The 19,081-nt window shown below is 62.6% G+C and carries 17 protein-coding genes and 1 pseudogene; 9 read left to right on the plus strand and 9 right to left on the minus strand.

Going from position 1 to position 19,081, the window contains the following annotated elements; all coding sequences use genetic code 11:
- Positions 1-116 precede the first annotated feature (116 nt).
- Both VM99_25055 and VM99_25060 read left to right on the plus strand, forming a co-directional pair.
- Positions 117-1,760, plus strand: coding sequence for a choline dehydrogenase (locus tag VM99_25055; protein AKK01170.1), 1,644 nt, complete (start codon positions 117-119; stop codon positions 1,758-1,760).
- Positions 1,761-1,949: 189 nt separating this feature from the next.
- The gene (locus VM99_25060) at positions 1,950-3,572 is read left to right on the plus strand and encodes a major facilitator transporter (protein ID AKK01171.1); all 1,623 of its coding nucleotides are present in this window, start codon (positions 1,950-1,952) and stop codon (positions 3,570-3,572) included.
- 155 nt (positions 3,573-3,727) lie between these two features.
- Here VM99_25060 and VM99_25065 read toward each other — a convergent pair whose 3' ends face one another.
- Positions 3,728-4,135, minus strand: coding sequence for a response regulator (locus tag VM99_25065; protein ID AKK01172.1), 408 nt, complete (start codon positions 4,133-4,135; stop codon positions 3,728-3,730).
- Positions 4,136-4,378: 243 nt separating this feature from the next.
- Here VM99_25065 and VM99_25070 point away from each other — a divergent pair, with 243 nt between their 5' ends.
- Positions 4,379-6,304, plus strand: a complete 1,926-nt coding sequence (locus VM99_25070) for a DNA topoisomerase III (GenBank protein ID AKK01173.1) — start codon at positions 4,379-4,381, stop codon at positions 6,302-6,304.
- 573 nt (positions 6,305-6,877) lie between these two features.
- Positions 6,878-7,207, plus strand: coding sequence for a hypothetical protein (locus VM99_25075; GenBank protein AKK01174.1), 330 nt, complete (start codon positions 6,878-6,880; stop codon positions 7,205-7,207).
- A 58-nt stretch (positions 7,208-7,265) separates the two neighbouring features.
- On the opposite strand, the gene VM99_25080 is transcribed toward VM99_25075, so the two are convergent.
- Positions 7,266-8,174 carry a glutaminase gene (locus tag VM99_25080; protein AKK01175.1) on the minus strand — a complete coding sequence of 303 codons (909 nt, stop codon included), beginning with the start codon at positions 8,172-8,174 and terminating at the stop codon, positions 7,266-7,268.
- 141 nt (positions 8,175-8,315) lie between these two features.
- Between VM99_25080 and VM99_25085 the strand changes: the two genes are divergently transcribed.
- Positions 8,316-8,510: a hypothetical protein gene (locus VM99_25085; protein AKK01176.1), complete on the plus strand. Its 195-nt coding sequence runs from the start codon at positions 8,316-8,318 to the stop codon at positions 8,508-8,510.
- A gap of 9 nt (positions 8,511-8,519) precedes the next feature.
- Here the strand turns inward: VM99_25085 and VM99_25090 are convergent, their stop codons facing one another.
- The 6 genes from VM99_25090 to VM99_25115 all read right to left on the minus strand — a co-directional run bounded on the left by VM99_25090 (position 8,520) and on the right by VM99_25115 (position 14,232).
- Positions 8,520-9,524 (minus strand): lipoprotein, encoded by a 1,005-nt coding sequence (locus tag VM99_25090; GenBank protein AKK01177.1) that lies wholly within the window; start codon positions 9,522-9,524, stop codon positions 8,520-8,522.
- Between the two features lie 920 nt (positions 9,525-10,444).
- Entirely contained in the window at positions 10,445-11,374 is a 930-nt protein-coding gene (locus VM99_25095) for a membrane protein (GenBank protein ID AKK01178.1), read from the minus strand.
- Positions 11,375-11,483: 109 nt separating this feature from the next.
- Entirely contained in the window at positions 11,484-12,365 is an 882-nt protein-coding gene (locus tag VM99_25100) for an Mn-containing catalase (protein ID AKK01179.1), read from the minus strand.
- 253 nt (positions 12,366-12,618) lie between these two features.
- On the minus strand, positions 12,619-12,930 hold the full coding sequence (locus VM99_25105) for a hypothetical protein (GenBank protein AKK01180.1): 312 nt from the start codon (positions 12,928-12,930) through the stop codon (positions 12,619-12,621).
- 461 nt (positions 12,931-13,391) lie between these two features.
- Positions 13,392-13,664 carry a hypothetical protein gene (locus VM99_25110; GenBank protein AKK01181.1) on the minus strand — a complete coding sequence of 91 codons (273 nt, stop codon included), beginning with the start codon at positions 13,662-13,664 and terminating at the stop codon, positions 13,392-13,394.
- Between the two features lie 58 nt (positions 13,665-13,722).
- Complete coding sequence (locus VM99_25115) at positions 13,723-14,232, minus strand: hypothetical protein (GenBank protein ID AKK01182.1); 510 nt, start codon at positions 14,230-14,232, stop codon at positions 13,723-13,725.
- A gap of 191 nt (positions 14,233-14,423) precedes the next feature.
- Here VM99_25115 and VM99_25120 point away from each other — a divergent pair, with 191 nt between their 5' ends.
- Positions 14,424-15,263, plus strand: coding sequence for an NAD-dependent deacetylase (locus VM99_25120; GenBank protein AKK01183.1), 840 nt, complete (start codon positions 14,424-14,426; stop codon positions 15,261-15,263).
- Positions 15,264-15,371: 108 nt separating this feature from the next.
- Here VM99_25120 and VM99_25125 read toward each other — a convergent pair.
- Positions 15,372-16,256, minus strand: a pseudogene (locus tag VM99_25125) (LysR family transcriptional regulator).
- A gap of 168 nt (positions 16,257-16,424) precedes the next feature.
- Here VM99_25125 and VM99_25130 point away from each other — a divergent pair.
- The 3 genes from VM99_25130 to VM99_25140 are packed head-to-tail and all read left to right on the plus strand — an operon-like array spanning position 16,425 to position 19,018.
- Complete coding sequence (locus VM99_25130; GenBank protein ID AKK01184.1) at positions 16,425-17,123, plus strand: succinyl-CoA:3-ketoacid-CoA transferase; 699 nt, start codon at positions 16,425-16,427, stop codon at positions 17,121-17,123.
- 36 nt (positions 17,124-17,159) lie between these two features.
- Positions 17,160-17,825, plus strand: a complete 666-nt coding sequence (locus tag VM99_25135) for a succinyl-CoA:3-ketoacid-CoA transferase (protein AKK01185.1) — start codon at positions 17,160-17,162, stop codon at positions 17,823-17,825.
- A gap of 11 nt (positions 17,826-17,836) precedes the next feature.
- Entirely contained in the window at positions 17,837-19,018 is a 1,182-nt protein-coding gene (locus VM99_25140) for an acetyl-CoA acetyltransferase (GenBank protein ID AKK01186.1), read from the plus strand.
- Positions 19,019-19,081: the final 63 nt, after the last annotated feature.

Raw genomic sequence — 19,081 nt, forward strand, 5'->3', positions numbered from 1 at the left:
GTCGCTCCTTGCACATCGCTGTTCATAAACGCACAGCGGCTGCGCAAAAACTAACATTCTTTAAACGAAAACTAACAACTAGGATGAATCCCACAACAACAATAAAGAGGTCGCGGATGCAACCTGTCGTCGATGAATACGATTACGTGATCGTGGGCGCCGGCCCTGCCGGATGCCTACTGGCGAACCGACTTTCAGCCAACCCGCAACACCGGGTGCTGTTGCTCGAAGCCGGTGGGCGCGATAACTACCCGTGGATTCACATCCCGGTCGGCTACCTGTTCTGCATCGGCAACCCGCGCACCGACTGGTGCTTCAAGACCGAAGCACAACCGGGCCTGCAAGGACGCGCCCTGAGCTACCCACGCGGCAAGGTCCTGGGCGGCTGCTCGTCCATCAACGGTATGATCTACATGCGCGGCCAGGCCGCGGACTACGACGGCTGGGCCGCCGAGGGCAATCCAGGCTGGACCTGGAACGATGTGCTGCCGCTGTTCCGGCAGAGCGAGAACCACTTCGCCGGCGCGTCGGAGCTGCATGGCGCCAGCGGCGAATGGCGGGTCGAACGCCAGCGCCTGTCATGGCCCATTCTTGATGCATTCCGCCGCGCCGCCGAACAGAGCGGCATCCCCAACGTCGACGACTTCAACGGCGGCGACAACGAAGGCTGCGGCTACTTCCAGGTCAACCAGAAGGCCGGGGTGCGCTGGAACGCGGCCAAGGCTTTCCTCAAGCCGATCCGCCAGCGCCCCAACCTCACCGTGCTGACCGAGGTCGAAGTCGATCGCGTGTTGTTGCGCGACGAGCGTGCCCATGCCGTGCGCGCCCGCTGGCAAGGCAAGGGCATGACCTTCAAGGCCCGCAGGGAAATCGTGCTGTGCGCCGGGGCCGTGGGGTCGCCGGGAATCCTGCAGCGCTCGGGGATCGGCCCCCGCGCCCTGCTGCAACGCCTGGGGATCGGCGTGACCCATGAACTGCCCGGCGTCGGCGGCAACCTGCAGGACCACCTGCAACTGCGGCTGATCTATCAGTTGGAAAATGCCCGGACCCTGAACCAGATCGCCGGCACCCTGTGGGGCAAGATGGGCATGGGCCTGCGCTATCTGTACGACCGCAGCGGACCGCTGTCGATGGCGCCCAGCCAACTCGGCGCGTTCGCCCGCTCCGGGCCCGAGCAGACGTCGGCCAACCTTGAGTACCACGTGCAACCGTTATCCCTGGAGCGATTCGGCGAGCCGCTGCACAGCTTTGCCGCGTTCACCGCATCGGTCTGCGACCTGCGCCCGCAAAGCCGTGGCCGGATCGACATTCGCTCGGCCGAGCCCCATCAGGCGCCGCTGATCCAGCCCAACTACCTGAGCCATCCGGAAGACCTGCGGGTGGCCGCCGACGCCATCCGCCTGACCCGACGCATCGTCGCGGCACCGGCCCTGGGCGCCTTCAAGCCGGTGGAATACCTGCCAGGGCCCAGCCTGCAAACCGAAGAAGAACTGCACCAGGCCGCTGCCCGTATCGGCACGACGATCTTCCACCCGGTCGGCACCTGCCGAATGGGCCAGGACCGCGACGCCGTGGTGGACGCCCAGTTGCGCGTGCACGGCATCCGCGGCCTGCGCATCGCCGACGCCTCGATCATGCCGCGCATCACCTCGGGCAACACCTGCTCGCCGACGCTGATGATCGCCGAGAAGGCGGCGCAGATGATACTTGAGCCGCAGGCTTGGAACGCCACCCTCCAGAAGGAAACCGCCTCAGTCTAAAGAACCACACTATCCCCTGTGGGAGAGGCGGCGTATCAGTGAGCGATGATGTCGGCTGACACACCGTTTTTCGCGAGCAAGCCCGCTCCCACAGGGGAAATGTACCGATCCAAGGAACGCAGCACGCTACAAACGCCCACCGGCGTCGACAGTGGAACAACAAAAACAATCACTGTGAGGGATATCGCTATGTCGGAACATGTTCAATCCCTGGAAGCCACGCGCAGCGCCGGCACCAGCCGGGAAACCCAGAAGGTCATCTTCGCCTCGTCCCTGGGGACGGTGTTCGAGTGGTACGACTTTTTCCTCTATGGCGCCCTGGCGGCGGTGATCAGCAAGCAGTTCTTCGCCGGGGTCAACGACACCACGGCGTTCATCTTCGCCCTGATGGCCTTCGCCGCCGGCTTCATCGTGCGCCCCTTCGGCGCGCTGGTGTTCGGCCGGCTGGGTGACATGATCGGGCGTAAATACACGTTCCTGGCAACCATCGTGCTCATGGGCCTGGCGACCTTCTGCGTCGGCCTGCTGCCCACCTACGCCAGCATCGGCATCGCCGCGCCGATCATCCTGGTGGTGCTGCGCATGCTCCAGGGCCTGGCCCTGGGCGGCGAATATGGCGGGGCCGCGACCTATGTCGCCGAGCACGCGCCCATCGGCAAGCGCGGCTTCCACACCAGCTGGATCCAGTCCACGGCCACCCTCGGGTTGTTGCTCTCGCTGCTGGTGGTGCTGGGCTGCCGCTACTTCACGGGCGACCAGTTCGAAGTCTGGGGCTGGCGCATTCCGTTTTTGCTGTCGATCCTGCTGCTGGGCATCTCCACCTGGATTCGCCTGAGCCTGCACGAGTCGCCAGCCTTCCTGAAAATGAAAGAGGAAGGCAAATGCTGCAAGGCGCCGATCCGCGAATCGTTCGGCCAGTGGGAAAACCTCAAGGTGGTGCTGATCGCGCTGTTCAGCATCAACGCCGGGCAAGCGGTGACTTTCTACGCCGCGCAATTCTACGTGCTGTTCTTCCTCACCCAGTTCCTGAAAATGGACCCGGCCCTGGCCAACAGCCTGCTGATCGTCAGCGTGGTCATCGGCGCGCCGTTCTTCATTTTCTTTGGCTGGCTCTCGGACAAGGTCGGGCGCAAACCGGTGCTGATGATCGGTCTGCTGCTGGCGACAGCGCTGTACTTCCCGATCTTCAAGACCCTGGCCCACTACGCCAACCCGGCCATCGACCAGGCGAGTCGCCAGGCGCCGATCAGCGTGATCGCCGACCCGGCCACCTGCACCTTCCAGTTCGACCCGGTGGGCAAGGCGCGCTTCGACAGCCCCTGCGACAAGGTCAAGACCTTCCTGGTCAAGCAAGGCCTGCCCTACACCAGCGTCGCCGCGCCGGCCGGCAGCCCGGTGCAGGTCAACATCGGCGACGTGAAGATCGACGGTCACGACGAAGCCGCCCTGCGCGGCGCGGTGACCTTGGCCGGCTACCCGCAACAGGCTGACGCCCAGCAGATCAACCGGCCGATGATCGTCGCCCTGATCGTGGCGCTGATCATCATTTCAGCGATGTGCTACGGCCCACTGGCGGCGTTGATGGTGGAACTGTTCCCGACCCGGATCCGCTACACCTCCATGTCCCTGCCCTACCACATCGGCAACGGCTGGTTCGGTGGCTTCCTGCCCACTGTCTCGTTCGCGCTGGTGGTCTATACCGGGGATATCTTCTACGGGCTGTGGTACCCGGTGGTAATCACTGGCGTGAGCCTGGTGGTGGGCATGATCTGCCTGCGGGAAACGCGGAATGTGGATCTCGACAAAAACTGAGGACCTGCGCTCATCCCGTGGCGAGGGAGCTTGCTCCCGCTGGGTTGCGCAGCAGCCCCAAACGGTTCAATCGATAAATGCTCACGCATTACACAAAGGGGCGCTTCGCGCCCCAACGGGGATAAATCCCCTCGCCACAGATCCATCATTGCTTGTCAATGCACCGAATGATTCTTCACTGTGCTCTCCACCAGGTCCAACATCTGCCCCAGTGCCCAGGGCTTGGCGATGAACGAGGCATGGTGCTTGATCCCCGCGCTTTCCGGCGTCTCGAAGCCCGACATGATCAGCAGCGGTATCTGCGGCCAGCGCTCCCCGGTGAGGTTGGCCAGGTCCGCACCGTCCAGTGTCCCCGGCATGGTGATGTCGGTGAGCAACAGGTCGACATAGTCGGAGTTTTCTTCGAGAAACGTCAGCGCTTCGTCAGCGCTTTCCCGGGGCTCCACGACGAACCCTTCTTCCTCAAGGATTTCACACAGGAACTCCAGGATCGTCGGGTCATCCTCAACGACGAGAATCAAACGTGTGGTCGTCTGCCCGTCGCCCTTCGGCATCGAATTCATGATCAGTGACTCTCCTAGACTTCATAGCTTTCTTTGCGGTTGCACCCGCTCTGAAGGTTATGAGCGATGCCTCTTCGAGAAATTCATTTTTGCCTGCCCAGATCCCGCCGAACGTCACGCCAGAGGCCCTGGGGCAACGCAACGCAACGTTTTATCTGTATATCCATACAGATAAAACTTGCCGCGACGCTCATCCATGACCATGCTTAGCACCCATCAGACCCGCCAGAGGAAACGGTCGCTATGCAGTTGTACCTGTGTGAGAAGCCCTCCCAAGCCAAGGACATCGCGGCCGTGCTCGGTGCCAAGCGCCGTGGCGACGGTTGCTGGTTGGGCGCGGGCGTCACGGTCACCTGGTGCATCGGCCATCTGCTCGAAACCGCTGCGCCCGATGCCTACGACGCGCGCTACAAGCGCTGGGTACTGGCCGACCTGCCGATCGTGCCCGCGCAGTGGAAAATGACCGTCAAGCCGAAAACCGCCAGCCAGTACAAGGCGGTCAAGCGCTTGCTGGGGGAAGCCCGGGAACTGGTGATTGCCACCGACGCCGACCGCGAAGGCGAAATGATCGCCCGGGAGCTGGTGGAGCATTGCCGCTACCGCGGGCCGATCCGCCGCCTGTGGCTGTCGGCCCTGGACGAAGCGTCGATCCGCAAGGCCCTCGCCGCCCTGCGACCGGGGGCCGACACCTTCAACCTGTACCACTCGGCCCTCGGTCGTTCCCGCGCCGACTGGTTGATCGGCATGAACATGAGCCGCCTGTTCACGCTGCTGGGGCGCCAGTCCGGTTATCAGGGTGTGTTGCCGGTGGGCCGCGTGCAGACACCGACGCTGCGCCTGGTGGTGGACCGCGACCGCAGCATCGCCGACTTCGTGCCGGTCGCCTATTGGGCCATCGACGTGCAGCTCAGCCACCAAGGCATCGCCTTCACCGCCCAGTGGCGCGCCGACCCGCAGGCCTGCGACGACCAGGAACGTTGCCTGAACCCGAGCCTGGCCCGGGATGCCGCCCAGGCCATGGGCGACGCCACTACCGCCCGGACCCTGAAGGTGCGCACCGAGCGTCTGCGCGAAGCGCCACCGCTGCCATTCGACCTCGGCACGTTGCAGGAAGTCTGTTCGAAGAAGCTCGGCCTGGGTGCCCAGGAAACCCTGGACATTGCCCAATCGCTTTACGAAACCTACAAACTCATCACCTACCCGCGCAGCGACTGCGGTTTCCTGCCCCTGAGCCAACACAGCGAGGCGCCGGCCATCCTGGCCGCCCTCGCCCAGGCCGACCCGAGCCTTGCGCCCTTGCGTGAACACCTGCAACCGCAGCGCAAATCCAGGGCCTGGAACGACGCCAAGGTCAGCGCCCACCACGGCATCATTCCCACCGCGGCGGCAAAAAACCTCGATAAACTCGCCAGCAAGCAGCGGGCCGTCTACACGCTGATTCGCGCACGTTACCTGGCGCAGTTCCTGCCCAACCACGAATACGACCGGACCCAGGCCGACTTCGACTGTGCCGGCCAGGCCCTGCGTGCCGTGGGCAAGCAAATCATCGAGCCTGGCTGGAAGCGCGCCCTGCCCGAGGCCCTGGCGCCGACCAAGGGCCGCGAAGCGCCCGCGCCGCAAACGCTTCCCGCACTGGTCGAAGGGCTTGACTGCGCGGTGGACGAGGTCCGGCTCAAGGACCTGTGGACCCAGCCCCCGAAGCCATTCACCGAAGGCGACCTGATCAAGGCCATGAAGAACGTCGCCAAACTGGTGGAGGATCCGCTGCTCAAGCAAAAACTCAAGGACACCACCGGCATCGGCACCGAAGCGACCCGGGCGTCGATCATCCAGGGCCTGCTTGATCGCGGTTACCTGGTGAAGAACGGCAAGGCCCTGTCCGCCACCCCGGCGGCCTTCAGCCTGATCGATGCCGTGCCTCGGGCCATCGCCGATCCAGGCACCACCGCCATCTGGGAACAGGCCCTGGACATGGTGCAAAGCGGTGAGATGAGCCTGGAAGAATTCGTCACCCGCCAGGCCGCCTGGATGAGCAAGCACGTCGCCCGCTGCCAGGGCATGAACCTGACCATCAGCGGCCCCGCCAGCCCGGCCGGCCGTGGCGCCACCCCGTGGAAGAACAAACGCAAGCCGGCCAAGCGCAAGGCCGCCAAAGCCAAGGCGACCTGACAGTACCTGTGGCGAGGGGATTCATCCCCTCGCCACAGGTAAGTCCAAAACCTGCCCTGCCCCAGTGCACTCCTCAAGATTTTTCATACCCAAACCATTTTGTCCGACAATATGTAGTGACCAAAAATAATCACTACAAAACCGTTGACGCCTACGATTTGCCCTTGCATGATGCAGACGTCTCCCCGATCGGGAGTACAGGCAACCGTTGGAGCAAGCTCGTCTGACCGCCGAGCTGTTTTTTGGATAAGGGACTGCCCACAAGGCAGATTGAAGGTGCTGACCTGGCCTGACCGTCCGGTAACAAGGACGAGAAACGTCGGTGAAGATCCTCATGACGCACGTGGTCGACCCTGCAAGGTTGACACTGACTGAAGATTCTTCGCTGTTTCTCTTCGTTGTAGCGCATTTGCGTAGCAGCCCTTCGATAACACTACATAACCACTGCATGACCCCGTCGACGTCTGACGGACGAATGCTGACGACCTGGTTTCGGTACCAGGCAGGCACTTACCGATAGCGAAGTTTTGCGAACTACCAGACAGATCAACCAAATGGTCAAGGGGCTTACACATGAATCTGAATGATCAACCAACTATTGATGAACTGGCTCGCATGTTCGCAGCACACAAAGACACCCTGGACAGCCATATCCTGTGGATCAGCAAGACAGGCCAGGTGCACATGGACTGCCTGTCGCCCTTCACCGAGGAAGGCGAGTTCGAGAGGAACAAGCAGGAGCTGTGTGCCCGGTTGAAGATGTACCGCCGTGGCCAGGGCTACGTTGGCAAGAAGGCTGCCGCCGACAAAGACTTCATCGGTCGCGTGCTGCAGACGCTGACCCAGGCCTGGCAGTCGATGCACAACACCTCGCAGGTACAGGTCATCGATCGCCTCTGCTGATTGCGCCTGAATGAAAGGGCCCGTTCCGTCACCCGGAACGGGCCCTTTTTCGTCGACCCTAGAACACCGACCAGCCGATCCGCTGGCTGAGCAATTCCAGCGCCGCCATGCCCGCCAGGGAGTTGCCGGCGGTGTTGAGTTCAGGTGACCACACGCACACCGAAAACTGCCCCGGCACCACGGCGACGATCCCGCCTCCCACGCCGCTCTTGCCCGGCAGGCCCACGCGATAGGCAAAGTTGCCGGCCTCGTCGTAGAGCCCGCTGGTGGCCATGATCGAGTTGACCTGCTGGGTCTGCCGCGCGCTCAGGATCTGTTCGCCGCTGTGCTTGCAGAACCCGTCGTTGGCCAAAAAGCAAAAGGCCCGGGCCAGGTCGATGCAGTTCATGCGCAAGGCGCAGTGGCTGAAGTAACTGCGCAGCACCGCTTCCACGTCGTTGTGGAAGTTGCCGAAAGACTGCATCAGATAGGCCATCGCTGCGTTGCGTGCGCGGTGCTGGTATTCCGAATCGGCGACCTTGCCATCCACCATCACCAGCGGGTTGCCCGACAGGCGCCGGACGAAATCGCGCATCGACAGCGCCGGAGCGGCGAAGCGCGACTGATTGATGTCGCAGATCACCAGGGCGCCGGCGTTGATGAACGGGTTGCGCGGTCGGCCCCGTTCGAACTCCAGTTGCACCAGCGAATTGAAGGGCTGGCCGGACGGCTCATGGCCGAGCCGTTCCCAGATCGCCTCGCCAGAATGCTCGATGGCCTGCACCAGGCTGAAGACCTTGGAAATACTCTGCACCGAAAACGGCGTTTCGGCGTCGCCTGCGCAGTACATTTCGCCGTCATTGCTATACACGGCAATACCCAATTGATTGGGCGCCACGGTCCCCAGGGCCGGAATGTAGTCGGCAACCTTGCCCTGACCGATCAGGGGGCGAACCGCATCGAGGATCTCGTTCAACAGTGCTTGCATAAACGCGGGGTCCAGTCATTCCCCGTTCGAGTGCGGGGATACAGACGCTAGACGCTGATCGACGGGACCGAAGCACATCGATGTGCGGGCCGCAAATCGAGCGGTCTATAGTTCAAAGGCTCAACCGAACGGAGGTGACCGATGCGCCAGATCATGCACAAAGAACCCTGGTGGGCCTCGCCGCCCCAACCGGGGCAGGATGAAAGCGAGCTGGAATGGGGATGGCTGGTGATCTACAGCGAAGGCGAGCCGCGCTTCGAATTCGTCAAGGAGCGGCCCTCGGACGAAGAGATCCGCCATCGCAAGGGATGTCGCGTCACCCTCGACGTGCAATGAGCCGCCCGCTCATGGCGTGAGCGGCGGCAGGACCACCGCCCGGTTGGCCAGGTCCGTTTCCACCAGATTGCCTTCGATTTCCTCGTCCAGGTAGTACACCGGCGCCATCACCCCGCTGAGGGGATGCTTGAGCGACTTGAACCAGGCCTCGTCGAACGCCGCGCTCAGGCTCTTGCGGATCTGTGCTTCCATTCCCGGCCGCTCGCCTTCATGAATGATCGCGCGAATACCGGCCACGCCCACGGAAATCAGCGCCCCTGCCGCCTTCCCGGCCACGGCCGCCGCCGCGCTGGTCGCCCCTCGCGTGGCGAATTGTGCCTGGATTTTTTCACTGGTGCGTTGCGCCACCGTGGCAATGACGGCGTCCGACGGGCCCGAACCGGTGGCGGCGGCCTTGTTGACGTGATCGATCAGCGCGGCATAGGCCGGCAAGGTGTTCAGCGGTTGGGCGTGGACCATCTCGTACAACGACGCATTGCGCGCCGCCGGCGGCCCCAGATTGATGGCGGGAATGCCATGCAGGCGCCGATTCATCAGCTCATTCGGGACTTGATTGCGCAGCGCGATCACCTGGACCTGCTGATTGAGCAGGCGCAGGTAGTAGTCGGTCGCGCTTGCCCTGATCGCCTCGGGATCGATGTCCACCGCCACCGGTGCCAGGACCCGCTCGCGATACTGCTCTTGCAGATAAAGCGCCAGGCGCCTGGCAGAGGCATCGTCCTCGCCTTGGGCACTGGCCGAGTACCAGCTGACCTTCACCGCCAGCCATTCCTGGGTCCAGTAGCTGCTGAACCAGGGGATGAACTCGGCCTCGGTGCGCTCGTACACCAGCACCCGCCAATGCTCCATCGAACCGCGGGCATAGAGGCCAGCCTGTTCGATGGCGCTTTTCGACGCGGCGATGATCTGCCGGTCAACCTGCCGCCAGGTTTCCTGGGAAATAGCCACAGTAACGGCCTGTTGTCCGCGCTGCGGCGTGGCGCACCCCGCCAGAACGAGCAAAACGGCCACCATCAGCGAACGCCACACAGTCGCGCCACCCCGGTTTCAGGTCACCCCACGAGATGAGTATAGGCCTCGCAGCCCAAGGCCATCTCTGCCAGCCTTCGAATCTGCGGGCACCGCCAACACCCTGTGGGAGCGGGCTTGCTCGCGAAAGCGGTCTGCCTGTACCGGTGATATAGAAAGTGCCGACGCCTTCGCGGGCAAGCCCGCTCCCACACGGGATCGTGAACACCCACAGTATCCAGCCGTCCCACCTAACCTGTGGGAGCGGGCTTGCTCGCGAAAGCGGTCTGCCTGTACCGGTGATATAGAAAGTGCCGACGCCTTCGCGGGCAAGCCCGCTCCCACACGGGATCGTGAACACCCACAGTATCCAGCCGTCCCACCTAACCTGTGGGAGCGGGCTTGCTCGCGAAAGCGATCTGCCTGTACCGGTGATGTAGAAAGTGCCGACGCCTTCGCGAGCAAGCTCGCTCCCACACGGGATCATGAACACCCACAGCATCCAGCCACCCCACCTAACCTGTGGGAGCGAGCTTGCTCGCGAAAGCGGTCTGCCTATAACGGTGACGCTGGAAGTGCCGACGCCTTCGCGGGCAAGCCCGCTCCCACACGGGATCGTGAACACCCACAGCATCTAGCCATCCCACCTAAGCTGTGGGAGCGAGCTTGCTCGCGAAAGCGGTCTGCCTGTAAAGGTGATGCTGGAAGTGCCGACGCCTTCGCGGGCAAGCCCGCTCCCACACTGGATCGTGAACACCCACAGTATCCAGCCACCCCACCTAACCTGTGGGAGCGGGCTTGCTCGCGAAAGCGGTCTGCCTATAACGGTGATGTAGAAAGTGCCGACGCCTTCGCGAGCAAGCTCGCTCCCACACGGGATCGTGAACACCCACAGCATCCAGCCATCCCCACCGTTCGGCAGGCCGTCAACCCAGCGCCGTATCGAGGAACATCATCACCGCAAACCCCATCATCAACCCGAGGGTGGCCGGGGTTTCGTGACCGTTGCGGTGGGTCTCGGGAATCACTTCATGGGACACCACGAAAATCATCGCCCCCGCTGCCAGCCCGAGGCTGATGGGATACGCGACTGCCACGCCGGACGACATGCCCAGGCCAATCACCGAGCCCAACGGCTCCATCAGCCCCGACCCGACCGCAATCAGCGCAGCCCGCAGGGTGCTGATACCGGTGACCCGCAAGGCCATGGCAATGGCCAGGCCTTCGGGGATGTCCTGGAGGGCGATGGCGGTGGTCAGCGGCAGGCCAACCTTGAAATCGCCGTCGGCAAAACTGACGCCGATGGCCATGCCTTCAGGCAAGTTGTGCAGCGTGATCGCGAGCACGAACAACCAGACGCGGTTGATGCGTTCGGCCTGAGGGCCGCGTCGACCGCTCAATTCGTGTTCGTGGGGCACGAAGCGGTCCAGGCCGATCATCAGCGCCACCCCCAGCCCGAGGCCTACCACCACGACAAACGCCGCCAGCAATCGATTGCCACAGATGACCTGGGCGGCTTCGATCCCCGGCAGGATCAACGAGAAAGAACTGGCGGCGAGCATCATGCCCGCGGCGAAACCCAGCATGATGTCCTGGGTGCGCGACGAGATGTCCCGCAGCACCACGGCCATCACCGCGCCCAGGGCGGTGGCGGCAAAGCCGGACGTTCCGCCCAGTACTGCGTAGCCCAGGTTGTGTCGGTCAGCACCGACCAATGCGTTGTAGCCGCTGTAGAGCAACAGCGCGGTGATCACGGCCAGCCCTAGCCAGAAGCTTACCCCCAGCACCAGATTGTTTTGCACCGGGTCCAGCCAAGTGCGCCAGGGGGAGCGGATCCGGGAGGTGGGCTGGTCCATCGAATGTCCTTACTGGCTCTGGCCAGGCAATGCCTGATCGCTTCTCCAAACGGTGGGAGCGATCAGGCGTGATGTCCAGGCGAGGGAGCCCTGCCCCCTCGCCAAGTTTTTACAGTTTGTCACCTTGCATCCCCGAACCCAAGTCTGCACCAGTGGTGGGATCGCTTTCAGGGTTGGACATCGTCCGCGCCTTCATATCCATCAGCAAGGCTTCGTCTTTTTTACTCAGCTGTACGCTGGCCAGGCCATCGCCGCCATCCACGGCCGGCGTGGGGTCTTCGACGAACTCCCAGTCGTCGCCCTGGTTCCATGGGCCGCGTACAGCCGGCTCGCCCTGGGACATGTTGAAGTACACGTTGGTGAACTCCGGCATGCCCGGCAATTTACCCTGAGGGAAATTGGGCTGGATGGAATGCAAGGCTTTTTCAAAAGACATCTGGTGAGCGATTTCCCGAGTCATCAGGAAACCCAGCGCCTCTTTTACGCCTGGATCGTCGGTGACGTTCATCAGCCGTTCATAGACGATTTTCGCCCGGGCCTCGGCGGCGATGTTGGAGCGCATGTCCGCGGTCGGCTCGCCAATGGTGTCGATGTAGGCTGCGGTCCAGGGCACACCCGCCGAGTTGGTCAGGGGTGAACCGGCACCATACAAAAGGCTGGTGATATGGGAGTCGTTGCCGGCACCGTTGATATCCCGGTACAACTGCCCTTCCTTTTCCACGCCTTCGGCCATCTGGCCTTTGGCGCCCTTGTTCAGCATCACGATGATCGAACCGATGATCTCCAGGTGGCTGAGCTCTTCGGTGGCGATGTCCATGAGCAGATCCTTGCGGCCCGGATCATCTTCGGACAACGCCTGGGTGAAATACCGCGAGGCGGCCGCCAGTTCACCCTGGGCACCGCCGAATTGTTCGAGCAACAGGTTGGCAAGTCCTGGATTGGGTTCAGCCACACGTACGGTGTATTGCAGCCGCTTATTATGTAGAAACATGATTGAAACTCCTCATCAAGGCACACAAACGCGAGAGCACTGCCAGAAAAGCAATGCCCTCAAGTTTCTGAAAAAGTTAAATGAATAAAATTTGTTTTTTATTCGACAAACAAGACGAATGGCCCATCACCCCCGCTGGGAGACGGCAGGTAATTTAATCAATGAAACATCCGACTTGAATGCCAACGCTCAACCAATGAACATGAACGGCCCAGACCCCGTATCTCGGCACAGGCCGGCGAAGTCATGGAAGTTACGAGGTGCGTCCACCACCGCGGCTGTTTTCACCGCCTTTGCGACCGGCCTCGGATGCCTTCTCCCGGTCATTGGCAAAGTTGCCACCGGAGGCTTGCCCGCCCTTGCGGCCCGCCTCGGCTGCGCGCTGCGGGTCATTGGCGAAATTGCCGCCGGAGGCCCGTCCGCCCTTGCGCCCGGCCTCAGATGCACGGCCCGGGTCGTTGGCGAAATTGCCGCCGGAGGCCTGTCCACCTTTCTTCCCGGCTTCCGATGCCTTCTCACGATCGTTAGCGAAATTGCCAGGGTTTTTATTTCCTGTGTTAGCCATTTCATTCACCTCGTTAGTTGATGTAACGAACCTTCGATGGCTCGTCTTATTCGGAAAATCCGACGCCTCGAAGGTTTGAACAAAAACCGCCAGCGGCGACGAACGGTCAATTGACCGTTTGTTTTAATTACGCAGCGTCATTCATATAACAACGAACTATCAAACAAGCGGCGGATGATAAATAACTTCAACGCCGCCTGCGCAGCGGTACACCCGCTATTGATCGTCCACAAAAAACAGTGCGTGTCTTTCCACGCTGTCCGCCAAAGGCCGGATGACGCCGGCACCCCACTGCACCGGTTTCGTCACCCTGGCCTCGCGCCGTTCCAGGAAGCCAAAACTCGCGGGCTGCCGGCGTTATCCTGCACCACCGCACTGACCGGCTTGCGGCGTCCGGATACCCTGTCGCCGATATCCGGATTTAGAGATAGTCACGGTGAAACAATGGAACGGCGGTGCCCTCAGGAAGACCCCACCAACAACTGGACCTCCAGGTTCGCTGCCGCCACACCGTGGTTGGCGACGTACACGTCGGCGGTCCAGCCCTTGGTCAGGTTGTGATAGGCCTGGGTGCCCAAGGCCGTGCCGCTGCCCCATTCCAGGATGTCGCCAATGTCGATATCACTGGCAGAACGCAGTTCGAGTACGGTGTGACCGTCCTCCTGCGCCACGTACACACCGACCATTGCGCTCTGTCGATTGATGGCCCGTACTTCACCTGTGGTCTGCTTCATACGTTTGCCCTTCTCGGCAGCTTCAACAGCGACCGACACCGGCCGGTCGCTGCTTACCTCAGCGCTTGGCTTCGGTGTGGGGATTGTCCGAACGTTCCAGAAACGCCTGCGTGATCTGTGGCAAATGGTCACGCAGCCACTCGGCCATGGCGATTTCCTGCGGCAGGATCTGCTCGCAAGCTCGCTGCGTTTCCACATCGCCGGCCACTTTCGCGGCCTCGATCAGCACGGTATAGGAAGCGATTTCGAGGTTCTCAAAGACGTAACCGCTCATGGCGCCCTTGACCACTTCGTCGCTCATGGTCATGCCGCCCACCGCCTGGCCGAAGGCCATGAGCTTGCCAGCCAGATCCTTGAGCGTCGATGTGCTGCCGCCCAGGCGCTCGATGCATTGCTCCACCAGCTTCTGCTGACCCAGGGTTTCTTGCAGATGCTCCTCGATTCGCGCCTTCAGCACCGGATAATGTTCGAGACGTTCGGCCTGGGCCTTGAGCATCTTTTCCGCCTGCTGCTCCATGGCATGGGCGTCCTTGAGCCAATCCAACAGGTTCTCTTTTGGCGTTGCCATTTCTTTCTCCTTTAGCCGTGGTCGACACTGCCGCGCAGCGCGACGGTTCTGAAGTACCGCACATAAAAATGGATAGCGCGGCGTCGGGGAAAGTTTGAAAAGACCGCGAGACAGGGCGACGAAAGGCGCCGCAAGCGCTCCCGCGCGTTGGAATGCTAACCTCAACCGCTCCAGGCCAACGGAGACCTCCCATGCCCGACGACCTTCACCTCGAACCGCTCGATCGATTGCTGGCGCACATGAGCGGACGCCGTTTCCTGGTGCTCACCGGTGCGGGCATCAGCACGCCGTCCGGCATCCCCGACTACCGCGACAGCGAAGGTGTGCGACGGGGGCGACAGCCGATGATGTACCAGGAGTTCCTCGCCCAGGCCGACGCCCGTCGGCGCTATTGGGCGCGGGCGATGCTCGGCTGGCCACGGGTGCGCCAGGCCAGGCCGAACGCAGCCCACGAGGCCCTGGCCCAATTGCAGGCTCAACAGCGCATCACCGGGCTGATCACGCAGAATGTCGACACGCTGCATGACCAGGCCGGTAGCCACGACGTCATCGAACTCCACGGCAGCCTGCACCGGGTGTTGTGCCTGGATTGCAACCAACGCAGCGAGCGACAGCAGATCCAGCAATTGATGGAAGCGCAAAACCCCTACCTGGCCGGCGTCGATGCGGTCCAGGCGCCCGATGGCGACACGCTGCTGGACCCGGCCTTCGAGGCGCGCTTCCAGGTGCCCTATTGCCCCCATTGCAACGGCAACCGGTTGAAACCCGACGTCGTGTTCTTTGGCGAGAACGTCGCCCCGCAAACCGCCGCACGCGCCAGTCAGGCCGTGGAGGCCGCGGACGGCCTGCTGGTGGTGGGCTCGTCACTGATGGCCTACTCGGCGTTTCGTCTGTGCCGCAGCATCAAGGATCAGGGCAAGCCCCTGCTGGCGATCAACCGGGGCAAGACCCGCGCCGACGAATTGCTCGATCTGAAACTGGAGGAGCCGTGCGAGGCGCTGTTGCCGTTGCTGGCCCGCACGCTCACCTGATCACCCAAACCCTGTGGGAGCGAGCTTGCTCGCGAAGGCGGACTGTCAGCCGACATCGATGTTGAATGCGCCAGCGTCTTCGCGAGCAAGCCCGCTCCCACAGGGCTGAGTGGCCAACTCCTGGTCCTTGAAGGTATCGAACAGCGCCTGGGCCGCCGCCGACAGTTCATGCCCAGGCTTGGTCAGCACACCGATGGCCCGCTCCACCACCGGATCGCTCAAGATGATGCAACGGGCACCCAGCTCGTGCATCTGGCCGACACACAGCGCCGGCACCGCGCTCACCCCCAGGCCACTGGCGACCATCCGTCCGACCGTCGCCAGTTGATGGCTCTCGAACTCCACCGGCAGCTTCATGCCCCGCGCCTGCAAGTGCTCTTCCAGCATCACACGGACGGTGGACGGCCGTTGCAGGGTGATGAACGGCTGTTCGAGCAAGGTCTTCCAATCGACGTCACGGCGCTGGGCGAGCGCTGAATCCTGCGGCACCACCGCGACGAAACGATCGAGGTACAACGGCGTGAACGCCAGCGACGAACCTTGCAGCGGCTCGAACGCCACGCCCAGTTCGACATGCCGATCGCGGACCATTTCCAGCACCTGCTCGTTGATCACGTCGTTGACCGTGACATTGACATTCGGATAGCGGGCGCGGAAGGTCTTGAGGATCGGTGGCAACAGGTTGCCGGCGAACGAGGGCATCGCCGCCAGTGTTACCCGGCCCCGCTGCAAGGTGAAGCGCTGGCGCATTTCATCCTCGGCGTTGTCCCAGTCCGCCACCAGCCGGCGCGCCAGTGGTAACAGGGATTCACCTTCGGGCGTCAGCGCAACGTTACGAGTATTGCGGCTGAACAGGCGCCCGCCCAGGCCTTCTTCCAAGGCCTTGATGGTCAGGCTCAAGGCCGACTGGGACAGGTGCAAACGCTCGCCCGCCACGGCAAAGCTCAGGCTCTGGGCCACGGCGAGGAAGGCGCGGATCTGCTTGAGGGTCATGGGGATCGCTTCGCTCCAGCGGCAAGCCGTAAGTTTCGAGCCGCAAGTGGACGGCGGCGACTATTGAGATTTATCAATTAATCCAACCTAAAAATCAACTTAACAAATATATGACTTGGCGCAACACTGCACTTCATTGCGACCCCATCAAGAATAAAAGAGGTGTCTATGGCAGGTTTCGACAAACGCGTGAGCTCCTATGAGCAAGCCCTGGAAGGCCTGAAGGACGGCATGACCGTCATCGCCGGCGGCTTCGGCCTCTGCGGCATCCCGGAAAACCTGATCGCCGAGATCAAACGCAAGGGCATCCGCGACCTCACCGTCGTCTCCAACAACTGCGGCGTCGATGGTTTCGGCCTGGGCGTGCTGTTGGAAGACCGGCAGATCCGCAAGGTGATCGCCTCCTACGTGGGCGAAAACGCCCTTTTCGAGCAGCAACTGCTCAGTGGCGAAATCGAAGTCCAGCTCACCCCCCAGGGCACCCTCGCGGAAAAAATGCGCGCCGGCGGCGCAGGCATCCCGGCCTTCTTCACCGCCACCGGCGTCGGCACGCCAGTGGCCGAAGGCAAGGAAGTACGCGAATTCCATGGCCGCCAATACCTGATGGAAGAGTCCATCACGGGCGACTTCGCCATCGTCAAGGGCTGGAAAGCCGACCATTTCGGTAACGTGGTCTACCGCCACACGGCGCAGAACTTCAACCCGCTGGCGGCCACGGCCGGCAAGATCACCGTGGTGGAAGTCGAGGAAATCGTCGAGCCCGGCGAGCTGGACCCGACGCAGATCCATACCCCCGGCATCTACGTCGACCGGATCATTTGCGGCACGTTCGAAAAGCGCATCGAACAGCGCACCGTACGCAAATAATCCCCTGCCCTGCGGCCCGAATGAAGGAATAACAACATGGCACTTTCCCGCGAACAAATGGCTCAACGCGTCGCCCGCGAAATGCAGGACGGCTACTACGTGAACCTGGGCATCGGCATTCCCACCCTGGTCGCCAACTACATCCCCGAAGGCATGGAAGTCATGCTGCAATCGGAAAACGGCTTGCTCGGCATGGGCGCTTTCCCTACCGAAGCCGAAGTCGACGCCGACATGATCAACGCCGGCAAGCAGACCGTCACCGCGCGCATCGGCGCCTCGATCTTCTCTTCGGCCGAATCGTTTGCGATGATCCGCGGCGGCCACATCGACCTGACCGTGCTCGGTGCGTTCGAGGTGGACGTCGAAGGCAACATTGCCTCGTGGATGATCCCCGGCAAGCTGGTCAAGGGCATGGGTGGTGCGATGGACCTGGTGGCCGGTGCCGAGAACATCATCGTGACCATGACCCATGCGTCCAAGGACGGCGAGTCGAAACTGCTGCCCCGTTGCAGCCTGCCGCTGACCGGTGCCGGCTGCATCAAGCGCGTGCTGACCGACCTGGCCTACCTGGAAATCCAGGACGGCGCCTTCATCCTGAAAGAACGCGCCCCGGGCGTCAGCGTCGAGGAAATCGTCACCAAGACCGCCGGCAAACTGATCGTGCCGGACCACGTCCCTGAAATGCAGTTCGCTGCCCAGTGAGGAGAGATTCGATGCAAGAAGTCGTGATTGTCGCCGCTACCCGTACCGCCATCGGCAGCTTCCAGGGTTCGCTGGCCTCCATTCCTGCGCCGGAACTCGGCGCCGCGGTGATCCGGCGCCTGCTGGAGCAGACCGGCCTGTCCGGCGAGCAGGTGGACGAAGTCATCCTCGGCCAGGTGCTGACCGCAGGCTCCGGACAAAACCCGGCCCGCCAGGCGTCGATCCTCGCCGGCCTGCCCCACGCGGTGCCGGCGCTGACCCTGAATAAAGTCTGCGGCTCGGGGCTCAAGGCCCTGCACCTCGGTGCCCAGGCGATACGCTGTGGCGACGCCGAGGTGATCATCGCCGGCGGCATGGAGAACATGAGCCTGGCGCCCTACGTGCTCCCGGCCGCCCGCACCGGCCTGCGCATGGGCCACGCGAAAATGATCGACAGCATGATCACCGATGGCTTGTGGGATGCCTTCAACGACTACCACATGGGCATCACCGCCGAAAACCTGGTGGACAAATACGGCATCAGTCGCCAGGAGCAGGACGCCTTTGCCGCCGCGTCCCAACAGAAAGCCGTCGCGGCCATCGAGGCCGGTCGGTTTGCCGATGAGATCACGCCGATCCTGATTCCCCAGCGCAAAGGCGACCCGGTGGCCTTCGCCACCGATGAACAACCGCGTGCCGGCACGACCGCCGAATCCCTGGGCAAGCTCAAGCCGGCCTTCAAGAAGGACGGCAGCGTCACCGCCGGCAACGCCTCGTCGCTCAATGACGGCGCCGCCGCAGTCGTGTTGATGAGCGCTGAAAAAGCCAAGGCGCTGGGACTGCCGGTGCTGGCGAAAATCAGTGCCTATGCCAATGCGGGCGTCGACCCGGCCATCATGGGCATCGGCCCGGTCTCGGCCACCCGCCGCTGCCTGGACAAGGCCGGCTGGTCGCTGGAGCAACTGGACCTGATCGAAGCCAACGAGGCCTTCGCCGCCCAGTCGCTGGCCGTGACCCGGGAACTGGAATGGGACCTGGCCAAGGTCAACGTCAACGGTGGCGCCATTGCCCTGGGCCACCCTATCGGTGCATCCGGGTGCCGGGTGCTGGTGTCGCTGCTGCATGAAATGATCAAGCGCGACGCCAAGAAAGGCCTCGCGACCCTGTGCATCGGCGGCGGCCAGGGCGTTGCCCTGGCGCTTGAGCGAGCCTAGTCACACCCGGTTCAACGGTGGCTGCGCGGACCCACGAACATCCGCGCCGCGACCGACAACACC

This window comes from Pseudomonas chlororaphis, from assembly GCA_001023535.1.
Lineage (GTDB): Bacteria > Pseudomonadota > Gammaproteobacteria > Pseudomonadales > Pseudomonadaceae > Aquipseudomonas > Aquipseudomonas chlororaphis_E.

Excerpts from the sequence above, each read along its gene's own strand:
- VM99_25055 (AKK01170.1), top strand. The coding sequence starts at position 117 with ATGCAACCTGTCGTCGATGAATACGATTACGTGATCGTGGGCGCCGGC.
- VM99_25065 (AKK01172.1), bottom strand. The coding sequence starts at position 4,135 with ATGAATTCGATGCCGAAGGGCGACGGGCAGACGACCACACGTTTGATT.
- VM99_25110 (AKK01181.1), bottom strand. The coding sequence starts at position 13,664 with ATGAAGCAGACCACAGGTGAAGTACGGGCCATCAATCGACAGAGCGCA.
- VM99_25120 (AKK01183.1), top strand. The coding sequence starts at position 14,424 with ATGCCCGACGACCTTCACCTCGAACCGCTCGATCGATTGCTGGCGCAC.
- VM99_25085 (AKK01176.1), top strand. The coding sequence starts at position 8,316 with ATGCGCCAGATCATGCACAAAGAACCCTGGTGGGCCTCGCCGCCCCAA.
- VM99_25100 (AKK01179.1), bottom strand. The coding sequence starts at position 12,365 with ATGTTTCTACATAATAAGCGGCTGCAATACACCGTACGTGTGGCTGAA.
- VM99_25060 (AKK01171.1), top strand. The coding sequence starts at position 1,950 with ATGTCGGAACATGTTCAATCCCTGGAAGCCACGCGCAGCGCCGGCACC.
- VM99_25115 (AKK01182.1), bottom strand. The coding sequence starts at position 14,232 with ATGGCAACGCCAAAAGAGAACCTGTTGGATTGGCTCAAGGACGCCCAT.
- VM99_25105 (AKK01180.1), bottom strand. The coding sequence starts at position 12,930 with ATGGCTAACACAGGAAATAAAAACCCTGGCAATTTCGCTAACGATCGT.
- VM99_25075 (AKK01174.1), top strand. The coding sequence starts at position 6,878 with ATGAATCTGAATGATCAACCAACTATTGATGAACTGGCTCGCATGTTC.
- VM99_25070 (AKK01173.1), top strand. The coding sequence starts at position 4,379 with ATGCAGTTGTACCTGTGTGAGAAGCCCTCCCAAGCCAAGGACATCGCG.
- VM99_25130 (AKK01184.1), top strand. The coding sequence starts at position 16,425 with ATGGCAGGTTTCGACAAACGCGTGAGCTCCTATGAGCAAGCCCTGGAA.
- VM99_25095 (AKK01178.1), bottom strand. The coding sequence starts at position 11,374 with ATGGACCAGCCCACCTCCCGGATCCGCTCCCCCTGGCGCACTTGGCTG.
- VM99_25080 (AKK01175.1), bottom strand. The coding sequence starts at position 8,174 with ATGCAAGCACTGTTGAACGAGATCCTCGATGCGGTTCGCCCCCTGATC.
- VM99_25140 (AKK01186.1), top strand. The coding sequence starts at position 17,837 with ATGCAAGAAGTCGTGATTGTCGCCGCTACCCGTACCGCCATCGGCAGC.
- VM99_25135 (AKK01185.1), top strand. The coding sequence starts at position 17,160 with ATGGCACTTTCCCGCGAACAAATGGCTCAACGCGTCGCCCGCGAAATG.
- VM99_25090 (AKK01177.1), bottom strand. The coding sequence starts at position 9,524 with ATGGTGGCCGTTTTGCTCGTTCTGGCGGGGTGCGCCACGCCGCAGCGC.